28 protein-coding genes and 1 pseudogene are annotated in these 24,936 nt (G+C 66.9%); 20 read left to right on the top strand and 9 right to left on the bottom strand.

What is annotated here, in order from left to right:
- Nucleotides 1–70: 70 nt before the first annotated feature.
- On the bottom strand, nt 71–526 hold the full coding sequence (locus OG225_RS02750) for a hypothetical protein (RefSeq protein ID WP_405180271.1): 456 nt from the start codon (nt 524–526) through the stop codon (nt 71–73).
- Between the two features lie 99 nt (nt 527–625).
- Complete coding sequence (locus OG225_RS02755; RefSeq protein WP_405180272.1) at nt 626–937, bottom strand: hypothetical protein; 312 nt, start codon at nt 935–937, stop codon at nt 626–628.
- A 179-nt stretch (nt 938–1,116) separates the two neighbouring features.
- Here OG225_RS02755 and OG225_RS02760 point away from each other — a divergent pair, with 179 nt between their 5' ends.
- The 3 genes from OG225_RS02760 to OG225_RS02770 all read left to right on the top strand — a co-directional run bounded on the left by OG225_RS02760 (nt 1,117) and on the right by OG225_RS02770 (nt 2,865).
- On the top strand, nt 1,117–1,695 hold the full coding sequence (locus OG225_RS02760; RefSeq protein WP_405180273.1) for a dihydrofolate reductase family protein: 579 nt from the start codon (nt 1,117–1,119) through the stop codon (nt 1,693–1,695).
- Nucleotides 1,696–2,166: 471 nt separating this feature from the next.
- On the top strand, nt 2,167–2,604 hold the full coding sequence (locus tag OG225_RS02765; protein WP_405180274.1) for a hypothetical protein: 438 nt from the start codon (nt 2,167–2,169) through the stop codon (nt 2,602–2,604).
- Nucleotides 2,605–2,655: 51 nt separating this feature from the next.
- Nucleotides 2,656–2,865, top strand: coding sequence for a hypothetical protein (locus tag OG225_RS02770; RefSeq protein ID WP_405180275.1), 210 nt, complete (start codon nt 2,656–2,658; stop codon nt 2,863–2,865).
- Between the two features lie 384 nt (nt 2,866–3,249).
- Here OG225_RS02770 and OG225_RS02775 read toward each other — a convergent pair whose 3' ends face one another.
- Nucleotides 3,250–3,420, bottom strand: coding sequence for a hypothetical protein (locus OG225_RS02775; RefSeq protein ID WP_405180276.1), 171 nt, complete (start codon nt 3,418–3,420; stop codon nt 3,250–3,252).
- Nucleotides 3,421–3,540: 120 nt separating this feature from the next.
- The gene (locus tag OG225_RS02780) at nt 3,541–4,014 is read right to left on the bottom strand and encodes a hypothetical protein (protein ID WP_405180277.1); all 474 of its coding nucleotides are present in this window, start codon (nt 4,012–4,014) and stop codon (nt 3,541–3,543) included.
- A 163-nt stretch (nt 4,015–4,177) separates the two neighbouring features.
- Between OG225_RS02780 and OG225_RS02785 the strand changes: the two are divergent.
- The 4 genes and pseudogenes from OG225_RS02785 to OG225_RS02800 all read left to right on the top strand — a co-directional run.
- Nucleotides 4,178–4,258 (top strand): annotated as a pseudogene (locus tag OG225_RS02785) (TetR family transcriptional regulator); the annotation flags it as partial.
- Complete coding sequence (locus OG225_RS02790; protein ID WP_405180278.1) at nt 4,259–4,750, top strand: TetR/AcrR family transcriptional regulator; 492 nt, start codon at nt 4,259–4,261, stop codon at nt 4,748–4,750.
- 139 nt (nt 4,751–4,889) lie between these two features.
- Nucleotides 4,890–5,963: an alpha/beta hydrolase gene (locus OG225_RS02795; RefSeq protein WP_405180279.1), complete on the top strand. Its 1,074-nt coding sequence runs from the start codon at nt 4,890–4,892 to the stop codon at nt 5,961–5,963.
- A 54-nt stretch (nt 5,964–6,017) separates the two neighbouring features.
- Nucleotides 6,018–7,301, top strand: coding sequence for a vWA domain-containing protein (locus OG225_RS02800; RefSeq protein WP_405180280.1), 1,284 nt, complete (start codon nt 6,018–6,020; stop codon nt 7,299–7,301).
- On the opposite strand, the gene OG225_RS02805 is transcribed toward OG225_RS02800, so the two are convergent.
- Complete coding sequence (locus tag OG225_RS02805; RefSeq protein ID WP_109523533.1) at nt 7,302–7,577, bottom strand: hypothetical protein; 276 nt, start codon at nt 7,575–7,577, stop codon at nt 7,302–7,304.
- A 248-nt stretch (nt 7,578–7,825) separates the two neighbouring features.
- Here OG225_RS02805 and OG225_RS02810 point away from each other — a divergent pair, with 248 nt between their 5' ends.
- The 4 genes from OG225_RS02810 to OG225_RS02825 all read left to right on the top strand — a co-directional run bounded on the left by OG225_RS02810 (nt 7,826) and on the right by OG225_RS02825 (nt 10,854).
- Nucleotides 7,826–8,119: a hypothetical protein gene (locus OG225_RS02810; protein WP_405180281.1), complete on the top strand. Its 294-nt coding sequence runs from the start codon at nt 7,826–7,828 to the stop codon at nt 8,117–8,119.
- Nucleotides 8,120–8,379: 260 nt separating this feature from the next.
- Nucleotides 8,380–9,609, top strand: coding sequence for a cytochrome P450 (locus OG225_RS02815; RefSeq protein WP_405180282.1), 1,230 nt, complete (start codon nt 8,380–8,382; stop codon nt 9,607–9,609).
- 53 nt (nt 9,610–9,662) lie between these two features.
- Entirely contained in the window at nt 9,663–10,394 is a 732-nt protein-coding gene (locus OG225_RS02820; RefSeq protein ID WP_405180283.1) for a TetR/AcrR family transcriptional regulator, read from the top strand.
- A gap of 121 nt (nt 10,395–10,515) precedes the next feature.
- Nucleotides 10,516–10,854 carry a hypothetical protein gene (locus OG225_RS02825; protein ID WP_405180284.1) on the top strand — a complete coding sequence of 113 codons (339 nt, stop codon included), beginning with the start codon at nt 10,516–10,518 and terminating at the stop codon, nt 10,852–10,854.
- Between the two features lie 2 nt (nt 10,855–10,856).
- Here the strand turns inward: OG225_RS02825 and OG225_RS02830 are convergent, their stop codons facing one another.
- Nucleotides 10,857–12,773, bottom strand: a complete 1,917-nt coding sequence (locus OG225_RS02830; protein WP_405180285.1) for a TerD family protein — start codon at nt 12,771–12,773, stop codon at nt 10,857–10,859.
- A gap of 183 nt (nt 12,774–12,956) precedes the next feature.
- Here OG225_RS02830 and OG225_RS02835 point away from each other — a divergent pair, with 183 nt between their 5' ends.
- Nucleotides 12,957–13,448 (top strand): hypothetical protein, encoded by a 492-nt coding sequence (locus OG225_RS02835; protein ID WP_405180286.1) that lies wholly within the window; start codon nt 12,957–12,959, stop codon nt 13,446–13,448.
- On the opposite strand, the gene pabB is transcribed toward OG225_RS02835, so the two are convergent.
- Nucleotides 13,378–15,678 (bottom strand): aminodeoxychorismate synthase component I, encoded by a 2,301-nt coding sequence (gene pabB / locus OG225_RS02840; RefSeq protein ID WP_405180287.1) that lies wholly within the window; start codon nt 15,676–15,678, stop codon nt 13,378–13,380. The two genes, OG225_RS02835 and pabB, sit on opposite strands and share 71 nt — an antisense overlap.
- Nucleotides 15,679–15,758: 80 nt before the next feature.
- On the opposite strand from pabB, the gene OG225_RS02845 reads away from it, so the two are divergent.
- The 3 genes from OG225_RS02845 (at nt 15,759) to OG225_RS02855 (ending at nt 18,754) form a co-directional block, all read left to right on the top strand.
- The gene (locus OG225_RS02845) at nt 15,759–16,823 is read left to right on the top strand and encodes a phosphotransferase family protein (RefSeq protein WP_405180288.1); all 1,065 of its coding nucleotides are present in this window, start codon (nt 15,759–15,761) and stop codon (nt 16,821–16,823) included.
- Nucleotides 16,824–16,895: 72 nt separating this feature from the next.
- Complete coding sequence (locus tag OG225_RS02850; protein WP_405180289.1) at nt 16,896–17,480, top strand: DinB family protein; 585 nt, start codon at nt 16,896–16,898, stop codon at nt 17,478–17,480.
- A gap of 143 nt (nt 17,481–17,623) precedes the next feature.
- A complete protein-coding gene (locus OG225_RS02855) occupies nt 17,624–18,754 on the top strand; it encodes an NDMA-dependent alcohol dehydrogenase (RefSeq protein ID WP_405180290.1) in 1,131 nt (376 codons plus the stop codon).
- 142 nt (nt 18,755–18,896) lie between these two features.
- Here the strand turns inward: OG225_RS02855 and OG225_RS02860 are convergent, their stop codons facing one another.
- Entirely contained in the window at nt 18,897–20,090 is a 1,194-nt protein-coding gene (locus OG225_RS02860) for a serine hydrolase domain-containing protein (protein WP_405180291.1), read from the bottom strand.
- Nucleotides 20,091–20,294: 204 nt separating this feature from the next.
- On the opposite strand from OG225_RS02860, the gene OG225_RS02865 reads away from it, so the two are divergent.
- The 4 genes from OG225_RS02865 (at nt 20,295) to OG225_RS02880 (ending at nt 23,154) form a co-directional block, all read left to right on the top strand.
- The gene (locus tag OG225_RS02865; protein WP_405180292.1) at nt 20,295–21,125 is read left to right on the top strand and encodes a serine hydrolase domain-containing protein; all 831 of its coding nucleotides are present in this window, start codon (nt 20,295–20,297) and stop codon (nt 21,123–21,125) included.
- A gap of 97 nt (nt 21,126–21,222) precedes the next feature.
- On the top strand, nt 21,223–21,759 hold the full coding sequence (locus OG225_RS02870) for a DUF3145 domain-containing protein (RefSeq protein WP_109523525.1): 537 nt from the start codon (nt 21,223–21,225) through the stop codon (nt 21,757–21,759).
- Nucleotides 21,760–22,012: 253 nt separating this feature from the next.
- A complete protein-coding gene (locus tag OG225_RS02875; RefSeq protein WP_405180293.1) occupies nt 22,013–22,702 on the top strand; it encodes a lipase family alpha/beta hydrolase in 690 nt (229 codons plus the stop codon).
- A gap of 107 nt (nt 22,703–22,809) precedes the next feature.
- Complete coding sequence (locus OG225_RS02880; RefSeq protein ID WP_405180294.1) at nt 22,810–23,154, top strand: toxin-antitoxin system YwqK family antitoxin; 345 nt, start codon at nt 22,810–22,812, stop codon at nt 23,152–23,154.
- A gap of 28 nt (nt 23,155–23,182) precedes the next feature.
- Here the strand turns inward: OG225_RS02880 and OG225_RS02885 are convergent, their stop codons facing one another.
- Complete coding sequence (locus OG225_RS02885; protein ID WP_405180295.1) at nt 23,183–23,851, bottom strand: HAD family hydrolase; 669 nt, start codon at nt 23,849–23,851, stop codon at nt 23,183–23,185.
- A 391-nt stretch (nt 23,852–24,242) separates the two neighbouring features.
- On the opposite strand from OG225_RS02885, the gene OG225_RS02890 reads away from it, so the two are divergent.
- Nucleotides 24,243–24,665, top strand: coding sequence for a DUF4189 domain-containing protein (locus OG225_RS02890; protein ID WP_216914234.1), 423 nt, complete (start codon nt 24,243–24,245; stop codon nt 24,663–24,665).
- Nucleotides 24,666–24,936: the final 271 nt, after the last annotated feature.

Here is a 24,936-nt window from a genome sequence, read left to right on the forward strand (position 1 = left end):
GCACTTTGTCACGCGACGTAAGTGTGATTCCCGGGTACGCAGGTAGCGGTGACGGCATCGTGGGAAGTCATCATCGCCGAGCAGGTCCGTCCGTCGGCGGAGACTCGGGGCCACCCCTGCGGTCCCGGTCGGTGTTGGACCTCTTGCCGGTGCTGTTGTCGACTCGGCGGGGTTCGGCCAAGGGGCGGATATCGAGGGCCGCGGCGTCGCCACCGGCGCGTTTCCGTCGCAGTACGTCGAGATCGAAGACGGTCGCCTCGTGGTCCGCATCGTCTGGGTCCGCCGCCGGGGTGGCGGGCCGGGGCGGGCCTGGGTCGACCGGCCACCACCCTGTCTCGCGCTGTAGTTCCGAGCGGAGCACGGGCCTGGTCGGTGGCGGATCGGAGACGCTGTCACCTTCCGAACGCCAGGTCTTGTGGGGACGACCGTCGGCGTCATCGGTCACGCGACGCGGGCGACGCGGCAGCCGGACGACTTTCGACGCGCCTTCTCCGGTCCCCGTCGAATCGGTTTCGGCGGACCTCATTCCTTCGAGTTCCCGGCGTAGCTGGTCCCGCGCGTCGGATCTCTTCCCTTCGACCCGTGGCGCGGAATGCCGTCCCGGTACTTCCTGATCAGACATGGGTCAGCCGCCGTCGAGTTCGGTTGTGGCCGTCGATTCGCCGATTGCCGGTTCATCGAGTTCATATCTGATCTCATTGCCGATTGCACTCACCTCTACATTCTCTCTCAGAGTCGCCGCATTCGGTTCCCGGGTGATTTCCTGAGCATCGGAGCACGGCTTGTGCTCGTGGGAGGCCGGACACTGCGTCGGCCGTAAGCTCGGCTGCTGGTCCGTGCGGTCCCGCGCCGCATTGTGAAGGTGGCCGGTCCGCTCGGGCATCGACCAGAGGTTGAACTGCGGACACACGCTCGCCTGCTCGCGAGGTTGAGCCATCAAGACGCATCCGGCGTGCCAGCATGGCCGCAAACACTGTCACCGCTGGTCGATCGCTGCGGTCGAGTCCTGCACCGCATCCGGGGCAGCCGGGCTCCGGGAGGCCACCGGCGATGAGTTTCGCCGTTGCCCCCGGTCATTACCCATAGACAGGATCAACCGCACCCGAGGAGAGCGCCATGACCGCCACCTACACCTTCGATGTCTTTTCCAGCCTCGACGGCTACGGCACCGCCAGCAGCGGCGATTGGGGCGGCCACTGGGGAAAACAAGGTCCCGAACTGCTCGACCACCGACTCGACCTGTACGAAGCGGAGCAGCGGATGGTATTCGGGGCCAACACCTATCGGGCGTTCACCCAGATTCTGGCCGACGCTACCGAGGAGTCGGTAGGCGATCCCTGGGTCACCCGGAGGAGGAGTCTCCCGGCGACGGTGGTGTCGACCACCCTGGAGGGACCTCTCGATTGGCCGGACGCGACCGTCGTCAGCGGTGATGCCGTCGATATCGTCGCCCGGCTCGAGAAGGAGTCCGAGGTGCCGTTGCGCTCGCACGGCAGTTTGTCGATGAACCGGGCGCTGATGGCCGCAGGCCTGGTCGACCGCGTCCAGGTGACGATCTTCCCTGTCATCACAGGTCGGACCGGTTCCGACCCGATCTTCCGAGGCGCGGCCGACTTCGACCTGGAGCTGATCGAGAGCCGGACACTGGACGGCAATATCCAAGAACTCGTCTACCGGCCCACCCTGCACGGCTGAGGTCCATGCCCGGGGGTGGACCCGCCTTGCGAGCCAGCCTGCCGTTGCGGACGGTGGGCGACGGGGTTCCGTGTAGCGATTGCCTGCGACGTGTTGGTCGGTACTCCAACGCTGTGCCCGGCGGTGTAGGCTCCGCCGTTGCTGCCGGTTCGTCGACGCTTCCAGTCCGCAGTGGAAGCAGTGGAACCCGAATCCGGGCCCGATTCGGCAATGAGAATCTGGGCCGATTCCGCCTCGAATACGACGTGCCGCTGACTCCGGCAGAAGTCGGCAAACTATTCGAAACTCGAACAGAGGTTCCAGGTTCTGGGTCTCGAGCTGTCGACGGCTCGATACCACGCCGGTATCACCGCTCACACGACCCCAATTCCATTGGTGTACCAAATTGTTCGCTATGCCGATACACGGGTAGTCCTTCGTAAGACCTTTCTCCCCAGCCCGGTCAGCACGGATTCACCCGAAAGGATATCGATGAATTCAACAAGGTCAGCCTTGACGATCGGCATCGCTTCTGTTGCCGCGGCGGGGTTGTGCGCCACTGCCGCACCGGCCTCCGCGGTGTACGACGTGCGTAACTTCCCGACCGTCTACGCCCTCGCCGAAGGCGGTCTCTGCCTCGCGCAGATCGACGCGGGTGTCGGCCCGGAAAGTCGAGGCCTGGCCAGTTTCCTGGTCCGGTCGGATACCTACGGGGTCGGCGCATGCTCGGTGCCGATCACGCTCGACTGGCGCAACCTCGACACCGGTGAGACAGGTTCGCGCACCGTCGCGGTGCCGGGCCCGGGCTCTTGGGGAATCGGCCGCTCGGCCATGTTCCGCCCCGGTGGCGTCGGTCATTTCACCGCCACCCTGACCGTCGGCACCGCGCATCTGCCGGAGCCGGGCACGATCGAGTTCCACGTGGACTGACCACGGCTGACCCGGCGGGTCACGCGTCAGCGGTCCTATTTCACCACCCTGGTGCGCAAGAAGACCGCCGATCCGACCGACGACCTGGCCAGTGCCCTGATCCAGGCCACCGACGGTGGTGAACCGCTGACCGAGGAAGAAGTGGTCGGCAACCTCGAGGCCCTCTGTACCTGTTCGGCGCGCCCCACGGGGTCCGCCGCACAGGTATTCGGAGCACGGTCGCGCCCCATGATCCCCGTACCGAATTCGAGATGCCGCTGATCCTGTAGCGCGCTCCGACAGCTATCGACGGCGAAGAGTCGCATTGTTCTGCGGCGCGGCTCGGCGGCCGCGCACGGTGTGGGTCCGGGAATTCGCAGCCGCCCGCTGCTGCCGTCCGTCGACGCTGACCGCCGTCGTCAACCGCAACCGGACCCGCAGCCGTCCGCTGACCGCTGCCGCCCGTCGACGCTGACCGCCGCCAACCGCAACCGGACCCGCTCAGCCGCCCGCCAACCGCAACCGCTGCATGCCGCCGCCGACCGCTGCATGCCGACCGCTGCTCGCTGACGCCGACCGCTGCTCGCCGACACCGGTCGACGGCGTTGCGAAGCGCTGATCCGGTGGCCCCGGACACACACCGGAACCCTCGAACCGCAGTCGACATCAAGCCTTTCGCGTATAGAAGAAGGCGAAACCCCCGATGACCACCGCGATCGCAACCGCGATACCTGACACGAGGGAGCCCCAAAAAGCAGCTACCCCGAATCCGACGAGCAACGCGAACACGAAGGCGGCCAGTTCCGTCGACGACGGTTTCCTATCGAGTTTCCGCACGGTGAACTCCTCCGATCATTGTGCGGCGCAGGACATACTGATGAAATTCGCGTACCCGAATCCCGGCCTCGGCACACCTCGACGACCACCTGACCGAAATACGCAGCGGGATCCCAGCGCTCATCTCTCATAGGCGGGCCCCTGCCGCAGCAGATGCTTATCGACCAGTTTCCGCCACCGCCGTTGCCGATAGCGGAAGATCTCGACCGCGGCCAGGGCCACGACCGGCGTCGCGAACCCCGCGTCGATCTCGACGGTGTCGGTGTAGCGGCACAGGTCCGCGCCGAGTCGCTCGACGTGCAGGGTGTGGTTCCAGGTCTCGAGGATGCCGCCGTGTTCGTTGGTGCGAATCGTCGTGGTGGCGTCGTCGATGTCGATGACGCCGATGGTGTGCCGGTACGCGGGAATGATGTGGAACGCGAACAGCCATGCGGTGCCGCGTTCGCCGACGCGGAACGGTTCGACGCGTCCGGCGAGCGCGAGGATGCCGAACAGTCCGCGGCAAAGATAGAGGAATGTCGCCGGTGACCGCATCGCCTGCCAGACCCGGTCGGCGTCGGTCGGCGGTTCGGTCTGTAATCGGATGGTTCGCATCGTGGACTCCCGCCGGATAGGTAGTTAGGGTTGCCTAATTCTGTGTGATCATGGGTAGGTCGACTACTCGCTTTCGACAGGGGAGGCCGCCATCACGCCGACGGACCGGTTTCGGCCGCGTAAGCAGCCCAAACAGCAGCGTGCCGCCCAGACGAGGCGGTGGATCCTCGATGCGGCGGCTCACGTTTTCTCCGAGCACGGGTACGCGGCGGGGACGACCAATCGGATCGCGGAGCGGGCCGGGGTGTCGATCGGATCGCTGTACCAATATTTCCCGAACAAGGACGCGATACTGCGCGCGCTGATGGAGGAGCATATCGACGCGGGTGGCCGGATTCTGCGGGAACGGCTCGCGGGCGGTCTGCCCGCGGGGCTCGACGACATCCTTCGGCTGTTCATCGGCGCGACGATCGACAATCATCGCGCCGATCCGGGATTGCACCGGGTGTTGTTCGAGGAGGCGCCGCGTTCGGCGGAGCTGCTGGCCCGGCTGCACGACAGCGAGAATCTGGCCGTCGGCGCGGTCGCGCATCTGCTCGACGGTCATCCGGAGGTGGCTGTCACGAACAACGCACTCGGTGCTCGGATCGTCGTGGCGGCGGTGGAGTCGCTCGTGCATCGGCTCATCACCGCGCGGGTGCCGGTGGAGGCGGGGCAACTCGAGGACGAATTGGTCGTTCTGCTCGGTGCGTATCTGCGCCGCGATCATGCCGAACCGTCCTCGGCGCCGGGATGAACCGGCGCGCGATTGTGTTCTGTGCCAATGGCGGACGCTCGGGTTGACGAGATGAGCCAAAGGCGCGCCGGGCGACGTCGCGGTGCGTTCGACGGGGCTAGGGTCGGGCCGAAAGATGCCGCGTCGATGGAGGTGCCGCGTGGGTGTCCGGTACGGACTGGCCGCTGTGCGCGGCGCGGTCCTTCTCGTCGCCGTTGTGGTGGGGGCCGACGCGGTGTGCTGGTCGGCGGCGGCCGCGCCGCAGACGTCGGTCGCGGCGCGCGCCATGGCGACGGCACGGCCCGCGCCCGACGGTTCCCGATTGACGGCGGCGGAGGCGGGGCCGGGGCGGGTCGTGAATCTGACGGTGCGTTCGGAGGCGATGGGCAGCGAGGTACACGTCGCGGTGCTCCCGGCGGCCGACGATTCGATGGCCGCGCCGAGCCTGTATCTGCTCAACGGCGTCGACGGCGGTAGCGAGACGGGGCAGTGGCGCGACGGGAGCAACTGGCTCACCAAGACCGACGCGGAACAGTTCTTCGCGGGTGAGCGGGTGAATGTGGTGATGCCGGTCGGTGGCGGCGGCACGTTCTTCGCGGATTGGCGGGCCGAGGATCCGGTGATGGGCAAGCAGCGCTGGACCACCTTCCTCACCGGCGAGCTGCCGCCGATCATCGATTCGGCGTTCGGCGGCAACGGGGTGAACGCCATCGCGGGACTGTCGATGGCGAGTTCGGCGGTGTTCCGGATGGCGCTGGCCGCACCGGGGCTCTATCGCGCGATCGGCTCCTACAGCGGCTGCGTGCGGACCAGTGATCCACTCGGGCAGGCGATGGTCAGCACGATCGTGACCGGCAAACGCGGCAATCCGGCCAATATGTGGGGGCCGCCGTCGGATCCGGCATGGGCAGCCAACGACCCGTACCTGCATGCCGAACGGTTGCGCGGCACCGTCATCTACGTGTCGACCGGCACCGGGCAGCCGGGCCCGCTCGACACCATGAACGGTCCAGGTATCGATTCGGATTCCCGAAAACTGCTGGACCAGTTGCTCATCGGCGGTGCGCTCGACGCGATGACGTGGTCCTGCACGCAGCAGTTGCGCGACCGTTTCCAGGAATTGGGGATCGCGGCGACCTTCGATTTCCGGGAGAACGGCACCCATTCGTGGGGGTACTGGCAGGAGGATCTGCACAATTCGTGGCCGGTCCTGCGCGCGGCACTTCACGAGTAGCCGGATGCTCGCTGCCGTACGCTGAGCTCCGACGCGTCGAAAACAGGAGTCTCGGTGGTTCATTCGCTGGTCAAAGGGCAGAACGGCCCGTTATCGGTTCCCCGCGCCGAGGTGTCGGTCCGGCTCGGCGCCCCCGCCGATGTCTCCGCGTTGCTCGTCACAGAATCCGGCAAGGTCCGCTCGGACGCCGATTTCGTCTTCTTCAACCAGCCCGACGCGCCCGGGGTCCGACTGCGACCGGGGACGCCCGCCTCGCTCACGCTGTCACCGGCGGAGATCCCCGCCGATATCGCGCAGGTCCGTGTCGTGATCACCCTCGACGATCAGCGGGCCACCTTCGGGCAGTTCGCGGCCCCCGTGGCGACCGTCACCGACGCCGCCGGAAATCTGCTCTACGAGTACTCGATCGACGGGCTCGGTAGCGAATCCGTCGTCATCGCACTGGAACTCTATCGCCGCGGGGCCGAGTGGAAGGTGCGGGCGGTGGGGCAGGGGTACGCGGGTGGCTTCGCTGCGCTGGTCACCGATCACGGTGTGAGCGTGGACGACGATGCCGCCGAACCCGCCGCCACGAACGCGGTCGCGACACCGTCCGCTGCCGCCGGACCGCGGGTGCGCACCGTTCCCGGCGAGGCGGCGCTGTCGCTGGAGAAGCGCGCGAAACTCGACCTGCGCAAACGCGCCGTCGCCGAGGTACTGGAGCAGAAGTCCGCCTCGGACATCCGCGCCAGGGTGGTGCTCGTCATCGACAAGACCGGAAGCATGCTCGCGCAGTACCGCAACCGGGTGGTACACCGGGTGGTCGAACGGATGATCCCGATCGCCACCCAACTCGACGGCGACGGCACCCTGGAGGCGTATCTCTACGCGCGCATGTTCGTCAAACTGCCCGATATCGCTGTGCAGCACGGCGAGCAGTGGGCGCAGACCTTCCTGCACCTGGGCGGAACGCACGAGGGCGTCGACTACGACGCACTCGGCGCGCGCAACGAGGAAGTGCCGATCATGCGCGACATCATCGACTCGCTGCGTTCCGGCGACCTGCCGACACTGGTGCTGTTCTTCACCGACGGCGGATTCGCGAAGAAACGCGAAATCGCCGAGTTGATGCGTGAAGCCTCGCATCTGCCCGCGTTCTGGCAGTTCGTCGGACTGGGTAAGGCCAACTACGGTCTGTTGCGCAGCCTCGACGAACTGGAAGGCCGAATCGTCGACAACGCGGGCTTCTTCGCGCTCGACGACATCGACAAGGTCGACGACGGCGAACTCTATGCCAGGATGCTCGGTGAGTTCCCGGACTGGCTTCGCGCCGCCCGCGCGGCCGGAATCACCGCCTGATCAGCCGATCACGGCATTCATGATGGTGCCCGCACTGGTCGCGACCACCCCGCCGATCATCGCTCCGGCCACCATCTTCGGTGATTCCAGACCGCCACCGGACCACTTCTCCCAGGCGAATCGACCGCCCGCGTAGACGATGGCGATGATGCCCGACAGCAGGACGAACCAGGTCAGGTACTGGACGAGTTGGAGGATCTTGTCGGCCACGGGCGGCGCCTCGGGCGAGGGGTTGCCGATCTGGGCAAGAACGTCATAGGTGGAGACCAGTATCATTGGCGTGCTGCTCATTCTGATTCGGGCGGGCTCGGGACCGGTGGGGCGTCCCTATGGATGGTATCGGGTTCTCGGGGGCGACGCAGGCGCCTGGTTGCACGAGACCGAGTCGCTCTGGATGATGGGTACTGCGCGGCGGCCGGTCATCGGTTCGTCGTGGCCGGTGGTTCCGCCCGGCGGTGTCGTCGGCGAATGCGTCGGCACCCGAGCAGCTTTCGCCCTTCGGGGGATACAGGGAGGATCTCGCGGTGAGTATCGTGCTGACAACATTCGGCGACAGTGTCGAAACGCTGGCCCAGATCGGTAACCCGACTCCCGAGGCGCCGCCCCTGTCGGACAAGATCATGCAGTTCGTTCGCTACATCACCTGGTTCGCCCTGCTGTCCGGCATCCTCGCGATCGTCTACGCCGGAGGCAAGTTCGCCTGGGAGAAGTGGCGGGGCAGCGGTCTGGAATCACCGAAGATGGTGGCCGGAGCCATGATCGGCGGGGTGGTCGCGACCAGTGCGGGCACCATCATGAACGCGGTGATCGGCGCCTGACGGGGGTGCCCCGGTAGCTCCCTCCGCATCGGTGGAAACCGACGGCCCACACACGCGCCGAGAAAAAGTGAACATGATTTACTAAATACTGTTCACAAACTATCCGGAGTGTGGTTCCATCTCCTTGGACGGCGTATACCCGGCGGTGCGAGTGACCTGCCCGCCGCGTGATCGGACCCATTCGAGCGTGGGCTCCCGACGGCACCGTCCGGCCGACACAGCGTTGTGAGGTTTGAAGCCAGACCGGTAGGGAGATTGCCGTGACCGTAACCTCGATTCCCGTCGGATTCGATTTCACCGACCCCGACCTGCTCGCCACCCGCCTGCCCATCGAGGAATTCGCCGAACTGCGTAGGTCCGCGCCGGTGTGGTGGTGCGCCCAACCCGACCGGGCCAGCGGATTCGACGATGGGGGCTACTGGGTGGTGTCAAAACTCGCCGACGTCAAGGAGATCTCGAAGAAGCCCGAGATCTTCTCCTCGTACGAGAACACCGCGATCATCAGGTTCAACGAGGAGACCACGCGCGAACAGATCGACATGCTCGGCAATATGCTGCTGTTGAATCTGGACCCGCCGCAGCACACCAAGGTTCGCCGCATCATCTCCAAGGGGTTCACCCCGCGCGCGGTGGAGAGCCTGCGCGCCGCGCTCGCCGAACGCGCCGCGCGGATCGTGCACGAGGCCAAGAAGAGCGGCCGCGGCGATTTCGTCGAACAGATCGCCTGTGAACTGCCGTTGCAGGCCATCGCCGAACTCATCGGCATTCCGCAGGAGGATCGCAAGAAACTCTTCGACTGGACCAACCAGATGATCTCCTACGACGATCCGGAGTTCGACGGCAATCACCACGTCGCCACCGCCGAGGTGATGGGCTACGCCTGGAATATGGCCGAGGAGCGGCGCAGGTGTCCGGCCGACGATATCGTCACCCAGCTCATCAACGCCGATATCAACGGCGAACAGCTCGGTTCGGACGAATTCGCCTTCTTCGTCATCCTGTTGTCGGTCGCGGGCAACGAGACCACCCGCAACTCGATCACCCACGGCATGAAGGCCCTCATCGACAATCCGGCGCAGTGGGAGCTGTACAAACAGCAGCGTCCGCGCACCGCCCCCGACGAGATCGTCCGGTGGGCCACCCCCGTGACCGCGTTCCAGCGCACCGCCACCCAGGACACCGAGATCGGCGGGCAGGCGATCAGGAAGGGGCAGCGAGTCGGATTGTTCTACAGCTCGGCCAATTTCGACGAGGACGGATTCGCCGATCCGTTCACCTTCGATGTGCTGCGCGATCCCAATCCGCACGTCGGATTCGGCGGTACCGGAACCCAATACTGCGTCGGCGCGAATCTGGCCCGCTTGCAGATCGATCTGATGTTCAACGCCATCGCCGACGCGATGCCGAATATGCGCCAGATCGCCGATCCGGTGCGATTGCGTTCGGGTTGGCTCAACGGAATCAAGCGGTGGGAAGTCGAATACGCTTGAATCGAGGGTGAGCCCGCGCAACGGTGCCCGGGCGACATTCGAGGCGGGATGCCGTGGGACAGACACAACCCAAACCGCGTGGCCGCGCGCCGGTCGTCACCGACGCCGATATCCGGCGGGTCGCCCGCGCGCTACTCGTCGAGCACGGTCCCGACGCACTGAGCCTGCGTGCCATCGCGCGCGATCTCGGAATCACCGCGCCCGCGCTGTATCGGTATTACAAGAGCCGCGACGACCTGCTGGAAAGTCTGCGGCTCGAGTTCTGTGCCGATCTCGCCGACGAGTTGACCGCCGAGATCGCCACCCTGCCCGACGACGGCGCGGTCCAGTTCTTCGCCATCTGCCGGGGTTTCCGGCGCTGGGCGCTGGCCCATACCGCGGAATACGCCCTGGTATTCGCCTCGCCCGGCGCCGGGCGGACGGCACTGATGCGCCGTTTCGACGAGCCGTTCGGCCGGGTGTTCCTGGCCGCGGCGGGCCGACTGCTCGCGACCTACGACATCGTGACCCCGTCGACCGACGTCATCCCGGGGGAACTGCGCGAGGACCTCGTCCTGTTCCAGACCGAGCTGCTGGCGGCGCTGTCCGAGGCCGGACAGAAATTTCCCGCCGAGAAACTGGATCTGGGCGTCACCTACCTGATGATCCAGATCTGGGCCCGCCTGTACGGACACGTGACCCTCGAGGTGTTCGGCAACTATCCGATCCCGCTGTCGAGTCCGGAATTCCTGTTCGACGCGATGCTCACCGATCTGGGGCGCACGGCGGGGCTGGTCTCGGGCTGAGCGCGGTCCCGGCCAACCACGGCCGACGGTAGCCACGGTCGGCCGATGCGGAGGCCGCTGCCGACCGAAACCCGAGACGTCGACGGCGGATTGTCGCCCGCATGTCGCCGCCGCGCTGAGCGTGGCCGCGAAACTGCCCATCGCCCCGCTACCCCTGGATTTCCGATTCCAACCCGTCGCCACTCCCGAGGTCGCGGCACGGGTAGCGGAACTCGCCGACGGCGAACCGGTGGGCAGGGCCGCCGATTTCGGCGGGCCGGAGGTGCTCACGCTCGGGGAGTCGGTCCGGGTGTGGCGCGCCGCCCACGGTGTCCCGCGACGTACCGTCCGGCTTCGGCTGCCGGGCCGGGTCGCGAGCGCGTTCCGCCGCGGGGTGAACACCTGCCCTGACCATCGGGACGGCACCGTGACGTTCGCGCGGTACGTCGCAGCGAACGAGGGAAATCCGTACGCGCGCTGACCTCAGATCCGCGCGCCCTTGGTGCGGTTGCACGACCGGCACAGTATTTGCAGATTCGACGCGCTGGTCGCTCCGCCGCGGCTGAGCGGGATGACGTGGTCGAACTCCAGGTAGTGCCCGCTGCCGCATTCCACGCATCTGCCGCCGTCGCGCTGCCACACCTCGGCTTTCACCTCCTGCGGGATACTGCGTGAATCGCGTTGGCCCGGGGTCAGGACCAGGCGTTTCGCCACCCGCAGCGCACCCTCCAGCGCGGCGGCCACGTAGTCGGGGTCGGCGACGTCGAAGATCGCGCCACCGCGCGCCGAGGTCGCCGCGATGATCACCGAGTCATGTTCGACGTGCACCGAAACCACCCGGTTCCAGGGCATTTCGGTGCCCGCGCCCGCTCCGACGAACCGGAGTTTCTTATTGCTCGCGATCAGTCGTCCGGTGGTGACCTTCGGGCCGCGAGCCAGGTGGCGCACGTGGGTGGCGGGCAGGTCGAGATGCACCCGTTCCTCCGGATCCAGGTGCAGCCCGGGCGTGCGCACCACCGGCAGTTCTCCTTCGCGCATCCGCGACAGCACCCGCCCGCGGTGCATCCGCCTGCGCAGATCCTCGATCAGCGGACCGGTCAACCTCAGTTCGTCGACGGCGGCTTCGAAGGCGTCCAATTCCGGCTGGGCGATCTCCCCGTCGGCGAAGGCGAAGGTCGCCAGTCGCTCGACATAGCCGAGACCGGGGTCCCGCAGCATCGTCCGGCCGATGTTCTCGTCGATGCGCTGATACCGCAGCGTCGCCCACAGTTGCGACCACTCGGGGCCGGATGGGCCGGAGGCGGTGAGCGTCCGCCGTGCCCTCGTGCCCCAGTGGGTCAGGAATTCCTCGATCTCGGCGGCGCACCGATCACACCCGGAATGTCCGCCGAACAGTTTGCGGCGCAGCGGGTTTCCGCACCGTGTGCAGTGTCGCGCGTCGACGGGCCGTCGCGGGTGGGTCGCCGTTGACCACTGCGTGCCGTCCCACCAGCGCATACGCGCCCCGTCCTGGGGATCGCGATGCCAGTCGGCCCGTTCCGGGTAGGGCGGCGGTGGCGGGGCAGCGGGCAGACGCTCGGTGGAGCGGCGGGTGAGATCGACAGCGCGGTGATACGGGTGCGGACGGGTCGCCGCGTGGGTCGGCGGCACGGGGTCGCGGGGCGTGTCGGTCGACGCGCGAGGATCGTCGGCCGTGGCGGGATCGGTCCCGGAGGCGGCGGAGACCCCGGTGGGTACCCGGTCCGAGGCGGCCTCGGGGGACCGGGTGTGCTGGGCGCGCGCGACGGTCGGCACACCGGGCGAGGGCGGGTCGGTCCACCGAGCAGCCGGATAGGAGTCGGTCCGGCCGGGACTGGCGAACGGATTCGACTCGCGTTTCGATCCGGCCTGCCCGTCGCTGTCGTCGACCGTGACACCGAACTCGGTGACCATTCCGGCGAGTCCGGTGGTCCACCCCTGACCGATCGCGCGGAAACGCCATTGCTCGTCGCGACGGTAGAACTCACCGAACATCATCGCGTCGACCGCGTCGGGATCTTCGATGTCGAAACGCGCCACCGGCCCCCGCGCGTCGAACACCGTCACCGCGAGGTCCCCGACCTCGTTGAAGGTCCCGTCGTCGAGCGAACCGCTCACCACGATCCGCGCCACCTCGGATTCGGTACGCGGCAGCGACACACTCAGCCGCGCCGTGCCCGGTGCCGGTTCCTGATCGATCGTCACGGCCTGGGAGACGTGACGGGGCGCGTTGAAGAAGACGAGATCGCGATCCGAGCGCACGGCGCCCGATTCCGTCAGCAACAGTGCGTGCGCGTCGACGACATGCTCGGATCGCCATGAAACAACCACGGCTAGAAGAGATGTCGGTACCGGCGCGTTCGCGCCCTTGCTGAGTTTCATCGTGCTCGAATATTGCCACGCCCCTCCGACACGCCCGACGGCTCGGCCGCCGTCACCGCCGCGACCCCGGTGCGGGCCGAGCGTCCGACACCGATGGCCCGTGGTGAAACCGCAGGCAGATCCGTGCGCGACACACAGCGCGCGGTCCGGAAGTTCCCGCCGAACTCGGGCACAGTGTTGTCCATGACCACGCCGAAAGGGCCGGACGACGAAGGGACCACCGCGAGAGCGCCGGGTGCCCGGATACGCCCCGCCGACCTGCTCGCCGCCGCGACGGCCGCGGTCGAAGCCGCGCAGTCGGCGGCCGGTCAGGCGCTGGAATCCGCGCAGCTCACCGCAGGCCACGCCTTCGACGCCGCGGTGCGCCTGCCGCCCGCCTCCGCGCAATTGGCCGCGCAACTGCCCGGTCTCATCGACAATCTCACGATCGCCGTCGACCGTCTCAACTCCACCATCGACCGCCTCGATCGCACCCTGGCCCTGGCCGACCCAGCTTTCGCCGCCTACGACCGGCTGCTGCCCCGGCTGGAAGCGGTGATCGCGCTCGGCGAGGACGTCTTCGGCGCGCTCGCGCGGCTGCCCGGCGTCTCGATCCTGGGCCGGGTCACCGGGATCGGCGCGAAATCGGGGCAGGCCGAGCCGCCCCCTCCCGCCGTGTCGAAGCGGCGTCGGTGAGTTCGGGTCCTGCCCGCCGTGCGGTGTCCGCGCGGTAGGTGGCTGCCGCCTTGAGCAGCATCTCGCGGTACTCCTCGGCGGGATCGGAGTCGAGCACGATGGCTCCGCCCGCCCCGATCCGCCACTGTCCGTCGTGACGTACCGCCGTGCGGATGACGATATTGAGGTCGGCCGTGCCGCCGAGCCCGAGGAAACCGATGGTGCCCGAATAGACGCCCCTGGCCTCGGTTTCGAGTTCGTCGATGATCTCCATGGTGCGCAGCTTGGGAGCGCCGGTCATCGAGCCGCCGGGGAAGCAGGCGCGCACGCAGTCGATCACGTCGACGTCGGGACGCAGTGTTCCGCGCACGGTCGAGACCAACTGGTGCAGTGTCGTATAGGTCTCGGTGGCCATCAGTTCGGGGACGTGCACGCTGCCGACGCGGCAGACCCGGCCGAGGTCGTTGCGCAGCAGGTCGACGATCATCAGGTTCTCGGCCCGGGTCTTGGGACTGTCGGCGAGTTCCCTGCGCAGCCGTTCGTCCTCGGCCGGGGTGCTCCCGCGCGGTGCGGTGCCCTTGATCGGTTTGCTCTCCACGGTGCGGGCACGGTCGACCTTGAGGAAGCGTTCCGGTGAGGAGCACGCGATTTCGAGATCGTCGAAACGCAGATAGGCCGCGTACGGTGCGGGATTGCAGCGGCGAAGGGCACGGTAGAAGTCGAGTCCGTCGGATTCGACGGTGTCGTCCGAGGGAAAGGTCAGGCTGTCGGTGAGGCAGATCTCGTAGGATTCGCCGACGCGCAATTTGTCCATGCACACCGCGATATCTGCCAGGTATCTGTCACTTCCGCGCGCGAATAGTCCGGCGACCGCTCCGGTATCGGGGGCGACCTCGATGGTGGTCGGATTCACCCATGTGGGAAGCGATTCCAGCACTTCACCGGTATCGCGCAGCCAATCGAGCGCGGCTCTCGTGCTCTCGGCCGCCGTATCGGTGAGGGCGAGCAGGTGGGTGTGTCCGGTGACATGGTCGACGACGACGAGCCGGTCGGCGAAAATCCACTGCGCGTCCGGGGTGGACGAGCGGTGCGCCGCCGCCGCGCCGCAGTCGGCCTTCACCTCGTAGCCCAGATAGCCGACGTAACCGCAGGCGAAATCGAAGGGAAGGTCGGGGATATCGGCGCAGCGCCAGCGCAATTCGGTGGCGAGATATTCCAGGACGTCGCCTGCGAAGACCCGGCGGCCGCCCCCGGAGGTCTCGATGATCACCTCGGCGGTCTCGACCCGGTAGCGGACCACTTCGGCGAGCGGGCCGCTCGCGTCGCCGAGGAAGGAGAAGCGGTCGAGTCCCGGCTCGACGTGTTCGCTGTCGAGCCAGAACGCCGTGGCGGAACCACCGAAGAGCCGGACGAAGGCCGCCTCGGTGTCGATCGCCCGCTCGATCACCCGGTGCCGCAACTGCCAGGGGCGGCCCAGTTCGCCCACCCGGACCGTGGCGTCGTCGAGTCGTTCCGGTCGCGGGCCACCGGATCCGACGTCGTCGCGGACGAATCGGACCGGATCGGGTACCGAGCGCGCGGACCGGCCCACCGGCGCCGATCGCGCCACCGCCTCGACCAGGCGTTCGGCTTCCCTCTCGGTCGCAGGGGTCGGACGTCGATCACCGTGATGGCGTGCGGTGAGCTCGGCGAAGTTGCGCAGCAGGGCGGCCCCGTACTCGCCAGCGACGGATTCCGGATGGAACTGCACGCCCCATTGCGGACGTGAGCGGTGCCGCACGCCCATGACGACGCCGTCGGCGGTCGCCGCGGTGATCTCCAGGGCGTCGGGCAGCGGCCGCCTGGCACACAGCGAGTGGTAGCGCACGGCGGTGAAATCCTGGGGGAGTCCGGCGAAGAGGTCGCGTCCGTTGTGTGAGATCCGGTCCAGGTATCCGTGCCGGGCGGCGGGTGCGAGGTCGACCACTCCGCCCGCGCCGATGACGATGCCCTGATGGCCGAGGCAGACGCCGAGCAACGGCAGGTCCGCCTCGGCGATGAGCGCCGCGGAGATCCCGATATCGCGCGCGATATCGGGTCGGCCGGGACCGGGGGAGATGACGATATTGTCGTAACCGGCCAGGTCCAGCCGGGCGATATCGCGAACCTCGTCGTTGCGCACGACGGTCGGCTCGATCCCGTTCACCTCGCTGATCAGCTGGAACAGGTTATAGGTGAACGAGTCGTAGTTGTCGATGAGCAACGTGCGCATGGTGTGCAAAACCCTACGCCTGACCGGTCACGAGTAACTGTTGTCGGATGCCCGCAGTTTAAGCGGAGGTGTCGTGCACAATGTGTGACATGTCTGTTGCGCAGCCGGTGGAAGTGGATCGCGAGGTCGTCGACTTCTCGATCGTCGGGAAGTGGATGGATGAACAGGGGTTGCCCGCCGGTGATTTCGAGGGGGTGACATCGCTGGGGGGCGGGACCCAGAACATCATGCTCCGGTTCGATCGCGGTGGTCGCTCGTATGTGCTGCGGCGCGGACCCCGGCATCTGCGGGCCAAGAGCAACGAGGTCATCCGCAGGGAATCGGTGCTGTTGCGTGCGCTGGACGGCACCGAGGTGCGCGCGCCCCGGGTGATCGCCGCGTGCACCGACGAATCGGTGATCGGCGCGGTCTTCTATCTGATGGAGCCGATCGTCGGCTTCAACCTGCAGAACGAACTGCCCGATTTGCACGCGGGCGATCCGGAGATCAGGCGGCAGATGGGCCTGTCTGCGGTGGAGGCCATCGCACGGCTCGGCGCCATCGACTATCGGGCGATCGGTCTGTCGGACTACGGGAAGCCGGAAGGGTTCCTGGAACGGCAGGTGCCGCGTTGGCTGGGTGAACTCGAATCCTATTCGGCCAACGCGGGCTATCCCGGCCCGGAGATCCCCGGCGTGACGCAGGTGGGCGAGTGGCTCGAGCGCAACCGGCCGCAGCGGTGGACGCCGGGAATCCTGCACGGCGACTGCCATCTGGCCAACATCATGTTCACCTACGACGGTCCCGAGGTCGCCGCGCTGGTCGACTGGGAGATGTCGACCATCGGCGACCCGCTGCTCGATCTCGGCTGGCAGCTCGCCACCCGACCGGTGCCGGGGACAACGGGTTCGGCGCTGGTCGGCAGACTCGGCGCCGCGGGTGGACTGCCGACGCCGGAGGAGATGATCGAGCACTACGGCCGGTTCTCCGATCGGGATCTGAGCGCCGTCCCCTGGTACACGGTGCTCGCGTGCTTCAAACTCGGCATCGTGCTCGAGGGGACGCACGCGCGCGCCTTTGCGGGCGAAGCGCCCAAGCAGGTCGGCGATTTCCTGCACGCGGTCACGCTGGAGCTGTTCGAGAAGGCGTGCGAGCTCATGGAGTGAGCGTCCGGATCTCGGCGCTGATTGGCTGAATATATATGGTCGAATAGATACAGTCATACCTAGCATGGGCTCATGCCGATCGTTCCCGATGTCAAGAACTGGACCTGGGTGCTCGACAAGACCTGTCCCGAATGCGGATTCGCGGCGGACGGCACCGCCTACGAGGCGGTGCCGCCGCTCGCTCGCGAATACTCGGGACGGCTGGCGGCGACGCTGACCCGCCCCGAAGCGGCACTGCGGCCGACGGATTCGGTGTGGTCTCCGCTGGAATACGCCGCGCACGTGCGCGATGTGTGCCGGATCTTCGCCTACCGCACGGCGATCGCCGCGCGCGCGGTCGCGTCCGATCCGCGCGTGCCCGCTTTCGACGCGCGCGGGGTGAGCGCCGCGGAGGCCGCCGACGGTGTGCCGGTGTTCTCGGATTGGGATCAGGACGCCACCGCGATCGCCGACCGCTACGGCGAGCAGGACCCGGCGACGGTGGCGCGGGAATTGGTCGACGCGGCCGAGATCGTCGCGCGCGCCATCGAATCGGTGCCCCCGGCCGATCGCGGGCGGCAGGTGCGACGCGGTGACGGCTCGGCCTTCACGGTCGAATCGCTGGCCCGGTATTTCGTGCACGACGTGATCCATCACGTGCACGATGTACGGGGCTGAAGGGAGCCTTTCTGGAACGTGTTCCCTTCGGCCCGAAGGCGTTTTCACAGGAATTTCCGTGTCAGTACTAGAACGCGTTCCACTTTTCTCGTACTGTGGGTGCAGTCACATATAAGCACGTGCATTCGAGAGGGTCGACAGGAATGAAGACGAAGGGCGCGATCCTGTGGGGGATCGAAGAGCCGTGGTCGGTGGAGGAGATCGAGGTCGGCGATCCCGTCGCGGGCGAGGTGCAGATCCGGATGGAAACCGCCGGTATGTGCCATTCCGATCATCACATCGTCACCGGCGCCACACCGATGCCCGGCTACCCGGTCATGGGCGGCCACGAGGGCGCGGGCGTGATCACCGCGCTCGGGCCGAACTGTCCGGCCGACCTGCAAATCGGTGATCACGTGATCCTGTCGTTCATCCCTGCCTGCGGACGCTGTCCGGCGTGCGTGAGCGGCAATATGGCGCTGTGCGATCTCGGCGCGGGTCTGCTGATGGGACAGGCGATCAGCGACGGCACCTACCGGATCCAGGCGCGGGGCCAGAACGTCATCCCGATGTGCCTGCTCGGCACATTCGCGCCGTATATGACGGTGCACCACACCTCGGTCGTCAAGATCGATCCGACGATCCCGTTCGAGGTCGCCTGCCTCGTCGGCTGCGGCGTGCCGACCGGTTTCGGATCGTCCACCCATGTCGCGCAGGTGCAGCCGGGTGAGACCGCCGTGATCGTCGGCATCGGCGGCGTCGGCATGAGCGCGTTGCAGGGCGCGGTGCTCGCGGGCGCGTCCAAGGTCGTCGCCATCGACCCGAATCCGTGGAAGCGCGAGCAGGCGCAGAAATTCGGCGCCACCCACGCCTACGCCTCCATGGCCGAGGCGATCATGCCGCTGATGGAGGCCACCGAGGGGCGGATGGCGGAGAACGTCATCCTGACCATGGGTGAGATGCACGGCGAATACATCGAAGAGGGACTGATCCTCACCGGCAAGGCCGGGACGCTGGTCGTCACCTCGATGGGGCGCATGGACGAGAGCGACGTCAAACTCAACAGCTTCCTGCTGTCGATGTTGCAGAAGACGATCAAGGGTTGCATCTTCGGCGGCGGCAACGCCAGGCAGGACGCGCCGCGCCTGCTCGCGCTGTACAAGGCGGGGCAGTTGAATCTCGACGACATGGTCACCCGCAGCTACTCGCTCGAGGAGATCAACCAGGGCTACAAGGACATGCTGGACGGCAAGAACATTCGCGGCATCATCCGCTACACCGAAGCCGACTGGTAGTTCGCACGCTCATCGTGCGGCGAGCCGGGCCGCGATCTCGGCGACGAGATCGCGGGGCGCCGGCGGCGTCACCCGTGCGAGCGTCGGGATCTGTTCCTTGGTCGGTGGATCCCGGCGCTCGCGTGGATGACGCGTTCCGGGCTCAGATGTGGCAGCGCAGTAGCGCCTCGCGCAGATTGCGACTTCGGACGTCGTCGAGGACCGCCATGCCCAGCCGGTTCATCGAATAGCCGAAGCCGAGTCCGGTCGCCGGATCGGCGAAACCGAAGGAGCCGCCGAGGCCGGTGGTGCCGTAGGCGCGTTTGTCCGAGCCGAATCGGAACGTGCCGCGTGATTTACGGAAACCCAGGTGGTAGCGGCTCTTGGTCTTCAGCACCAGGTCGTCGGCGGGAACATCGTCGGCGGTATCGGCGGCCGCCAGTCGTTCCAGGAGCGCGTCGTCGACGGGGAGCGCGCCGGTACTCGCGGCCGCGGCGCCGTAGACCTTGGCCAGGGCGCGGGCATCACCGACACCGTTCGACCCGGGCAGTTCGACCTCGAGGAATTCGCGCCGCGTCGCCCGCACAGGCGCGCCGCAGCGCGGATTGGTCAGCGCCGCGTGCGAATAGCCGCGTTTGGTGTAGATCTCCGCGCCGATCCGCAGCGGGATATCGCGTTCGTAGCGCAGCAGATCCAGGCCGCGCGCCGCGGCGAGCGTGGCGATGCGCTCCATCGGTTCGGCGGCGGGAAGGCCGATGAAGAAGTCGAGGCCGAGCGGCCCGGCGAAATCCTCGGCGAAGATCCGGCCGAGCGTGCGGTGTCCCGGATCGACGCGCCGCACCAGTTCACCCTGGTACAGCCCGAGCGTGATGGCGTGGTAGCCGTGGCGCGTGCCGGGTTTCCACGCGGGTTTCTGTGCGGCCAGAATCGGTGCGAGACCGTCGAGATCGGCGATCTGCGCGAGTCGCACCACCGTGTCGAGACCGGACAGCCCCGCCTGGTGGTCGATCAGTTGCCGGACGGTCACCGCGTCCTTGCCCTGTGCCGCGAACTCGGGCCAGTAGGTCGCGACCGGCTCCTCGTAATCCAGCAGCCCCTTCGACACCGCCGCCGCGACGACGAACGCCGCCATCCCCTTGGTCGAGGAGAACACCGGCACGATGGTGTCGCGTTCCCACGGCAGCGTGCGCCGCCGGTCGCGGTATCCCGCCCACAGGTCGACGACCGGACGATCACCCGCGTAAACGGCCACGGCCGCGCCGATTTCGCCGTGCTGGGCGAAATTGCGGCGGAAGGCGTCGGCGACGGGGCCGAAACCGGCCGCCGCATCACCGTGGATCGTGGGCTGTTCAGTCATGGTGAGTCGATGGTACCGGCGGTACCAGGTGTTGGTGGGTGTGCGTCGCGGGGGTGGTCCGGTCCACGCGGACAATCCTCGGGCTGGATCGCGGGAACCTGGCGACCGGGAACGGGAATGTCCGCTGGAGCCGGACACCGCGGGCGCGCTGTGGGTTGTCCGCCCGCGCCGGGCACCTCGAGGATCGTCTCGTAGGCTCGGGGGGTGCGTTCACTCGAGCAGATCAGGGAATGGCCGGTGCGGCACGCGGCGGCGGGAGTGCTCGGCCCGTTCGGTGTGACGACCGAAGGTGACGTCGACCGAGTCTTCCCCCTCGCCTCGGTGACCAAACCGCTGGTTGCCTACGCGGTGCTGGTCGCGGTCGAAGAGGGCGCGATCGAATTGGACCAGCCCGCCGGACCGCCCGGCGCGACCGTCCGGCACCTGCTGGCGCACACCTCCGGCATCGCCTTCGACACCACCGAAGTCCTCGCCGCGCCCGGCGCCAAACGGATCTATTCCAGCGCGGGCTACGAACTCCTCGCCGGGTTCGTCACCGAGCAGACCGGCATCGCGTTCGACGATTATCTGCGCGACGCGGTCTTCGCCCCGCTCGGGATGACGGGTTCGGTGCTTGCGGGTCCGGCCGGTCACGCCTGCCGTTCCACCGTCGCCGATCTCGTCCGGTTCGCGAGGGAATTGCTCTCGCCGCGGCTGATCTCCGAGCAGACCCACGCCGAGGCGATATCGGTGCAATTCCCCGGGGTCAACGGCGTGCTGCCCGGTTACGGATCGCAGCGCCCGAACGACTGGGGCCTGGGCTTCGAGATCCGCGACGACAAGTCACCGCACTGGACCGGCGCGACGAATTCCCCTCGAACCTATGGCCATTTCGGTCAATCCGGAACATTTCTCTGGGTCGATCCGGTGATTGGGGTGGCGGGTATCGCCCTGGCGGACGAGAATTTCGGCGACTGGGCGCGAACCGCGTGGCCGACCCTCAGTGACGCGATCATCGCCGAGTCGACACACGAAGGCAACACGCTCGCGAAGTAACACGCGTAACATCGGGCACTCCAGTACACTCAGGCAACGCCAGCTGTAGACGGGTTCGTTGGGGAAGACGGTCCTCGTCGAAGCTGGAGGTATCAGGGTGCGCGCATCGAGTCAGTTCGCGGACGTGTCGGCGGGTGTGGTGTGGATCCACTCGTCGCCTGCCGCGCTGTGCCCGCATGTGGAGTGGGCGCTGACCTCGGCCCTCGGTTCCCCCGCGAAGTTGCGGTGGACCACCCAGCCGGCCGACGGCCAACTGCGCGCAACCAGCGATTGGATCGGCCCCGTCGGGACCGCCGCGCGCATTGCCCAATCCTTGCGGTCGTGGCCGGTGCTGCGCTTCGAGGTGACCGAGGATCCGAGCGACGGGATCGACGGCGAGCGCTACAGTTTCGTTCCAGCCCTCGGTCTGTGGCACGGTTCCACCTCGGCGTGCGGTGACGTCACGCTCGGTGAGATGCGTTTGCGCGCCATGCTCCAGGCATCACGCGAACTCGGAAAATACACGACCTACGATCTGGCCGCCGAAATCGACCGCGCCCTCGGCACGCCGTGGGACGAAGATCTCGAGCTATACCGTTCCGGCGTGGATCCGATCGGCGCCGAGGTGACCTGGTTGCGTCGCGACGTCGGCTGAAGTCTCCCCTTCGAATCGTCTCGGTACGCCCGTCGTTCTTCGGTGCGATCGGTGACGGCCGCCTCGATATAGCTCGGTGATCGCGGTCGGTTAGCCGACGAGATGTGTTCTGTCTCAACACTATCGATTGGTTGAACGTCACCTTTCGAAAAGTTGGACGATGTGCGCTCGAAGGCATATGAGACATGCGTAGGTGTTTGTTACTGTTTCGCTGCGTCCGTCTCAGACGGCGGACGGAACAAGGAGACCGAGCATGCCAATCCGATCAACGATGCGCCGAATCGGCATCATCGCACTCACTTTCGTCGCGACAGCCACGGCTGTCCTGATGGTCACACCGCAGCAAGCGTCCGCCGCGCCGACCCGAAATCCGATCCTCTTCGTACACGGATGGAATGGGGCCGACTCGAATTGGGATTTCATGATCTCCCGCTTCAGAGCCGCGGGCTACAGTGCCAACGAACTGCGAGCCTTCACCTACAACACCGCGCAATCGAACAGGCTGACCGCCGACGAGGTCAAAGCCGAGGCCGACGCGCTGCGCGCCTCCACCGGCGCCGAGAAGATCGACATCATCAGCCACTCGATGGGCGGCCTGAACACTCGCTGGTACCTGAAATTCCTCGACGGCGCCCGCTATGTCGACGACTGGGTCTCCATCGGCGGGCCCAACCACGGCACCACCGTCGCCCTCGGCTGCTACGACGACGGCTGCGAGGACATGCGCCCCGGTTCGAATATGCTCCAGCAGTTGAACAACGGTGACGAAACCCCCGGTGACGTCAAGTACGGCACCTGGTGGTCGCCCTGCGACGAGATCATCACGCCGAACAACAGTGTCCTTCTCGACGGTGCGACCAACACCATCACCGGCTGTATCGGCCACGTCTCACTGCTCGGCGCGGTCAGGGTGATCAGCCAGATCCGAGACTTCGTCGCCTAGCGTTTCCGACTGATCAGGACGGTCGTGATCCGCGCCGCGGGTCACGACCGTCCGGCGCCGTATGTGTCGCGATCGATCCCACGCCCGCATCCTCGTACGCTCATCGGATGGCGGAGGAGTACTTCAAGGACGGCACGGTGTCGGGCGTGGGTGAATACCTCGACGGGGAACGGCACGGGCCGTGGACGTTCTATTTCAAGAACGGGTCCGTGAAAGCGCGGGGGTCATACGACTCCGGGCAACTCGACGGCGAGTGGATCTGGCATCGCGAAGCCGGTGGTCTGCTCCAACAGGGCGCATTCGTCGACGGTTTGCAGCACGGGCGTTGGCAGCGGTGGCACGACACCGGAAATCGCTTGGACGACGGCTTCTTCGAGCGCGGAAAGAAGTCCGGCGAATGGGTCACCTATGACAAGGCCGGCGTCGAGGCGAAACGAAAGGTCTACCGTTGACCGGACATCCGGTGAACCGCGCTCAGGCTCACGTATCCGATGCCGTGCGGCGCGCGACATCTCGGATCGTCATATCCGCGGGCGAATCCAGCACCAGGTCGGCGCGCGACAGATCGAGGCAGGCCGTCATCGGGTTCGGGATGGCGACGCAGACGAGTCCCGCCGCCTTCGCCGCCGCGATGCCGTTCGCCGAATCCTCCACCGCGATGGCCTCGGCGGCATCCACACCCAATTCGGCCAGGGCGAGAAGGTAGACGGCCGGATCGGGTTTGGTGTGCCGAACCCGATCGCCGGTGGCGATGACCGCGAAACGGTCGAGCAGTCCCAGCCGGTCCAGGTGCGTGGTGACCCATTCGCGACTGGAACTCGACGCGAGTCCGACCGCCAGGCCGAGGTCGCGAGCCTCGTCGAGCCATGACTCGACACCGGGGCGCGACACTTCGGCGGCGATCAACGCGTGATGGCGGGCCTGTCGACCGGCCCGCAGCGCTTCGCGGTCCACCGGATAGCCGATCAGACCCTCCAGGTGCAGCCACGGATCCCAACTCGACTCCGTCGTGCCGATCACCTGAGCCCAGATCTGCTGTTCGAGCGTCGCACCGTGCGCCGCGTACACCTCCTGCCACGCCGTGAATTCGGGCGTCTCGGTATCCAGGATGAGGCCGTCGAAGTCGAAGATCATCGCTCTCAGAGGCACATTCGACAAGCTACACGCGGTCTCCGACAGCGACGCCCGGTCGTCGTCGGATGCCTGACCGAAGTGACTGCGGCGCAATCGGTTACGCAGTCCCACATCGGATCGAGCGCTGACGACCCCTTTGACAATCCCTTCCGGCTCGGATACGTTCCCTGCCGGGGAGTACGGAGTAGCGGCCCGCCGAGGTCGAACATCCGGTAGAAGGGGGATTCGCACGTGCGAAACATTCATTCCGTGGTGCTGCCGTGGTATCTCGATCCGTCTGCCGTGGGCTGACGCATATTCCGTGTTCGTCGCCGACCGGAAGCTCTTTCCGTCGTCGAGTTCGACCGCGCACACCGGGTGGAATCAGTGAGATCTCGCCCGCCGGAAAATAATTCGAGGAGTGACCGTGAAGTATCTCGTTCGAAGTCTCTTCATCGCCCTGCTCGCCGTCGCCGCGATCGGCGCCGGGACGGCGCATGCCACGGGAGATCAATTCGGGGCGATCACGGTCGAGAAGGCCACGAATCCCTATGGTGTGACGCATTTCTACGGTTCGTGGGCCGATACCCGCGAAGCGGCGAGGGCGGCCGCCTCGGCCAGGTGCGGCTCGGCCACCGGGAACAGGGAAGCGGTCTGCGATCTGGTCACCTGGGCCAACGCGTGCGTGGCCGCCGCTACTCGCGGAGTCGACTATCAGTGGGCGGAGGGAGCGAATCGGGCGGAAGCGACCGCCAACGCGCTGAGACTGTCCAACGCGGTCGGGGTTCCGGGGCCCATCCCGCTGCCCGCGTCCATCGGCTATGTCGCCTGCACACCGAATTCGGAGTGACGCAGGGATCAAACGGGTGTCGGGGGTTGTCGAGCGGGTCGACCTCGGCCTGCGAGGAGGTGCCATCGCCGCGGGTGTCGGCGGCGAGTACGCGTGCGCGGCGATTCGTCGGCCGGCGGGGTAAGCGCGTGTCCGACGCCGCTGCGGGTCCAGAACGCCGCCGTGACGACAGAGCCGTATGTTCACCGAACGCCGGGATGCCCTGGCTGAGCGCGCCGCCGAGTTCTTCGCAGACCCGCCGCGGTGGTGCCCACCGGACGCGAGGCGATGA

Source organism: Nocardia sp. NBC_01377 (assembly GCF_045040005.1).
In the GTDB taxonomy this organism is placed as follows: domain Bacteria; phylum Actinomycetota; class Actinomycetes; order Mycobacteriales; family Mycobacteriaceae; genus Nocardia; species Nocardia noduli.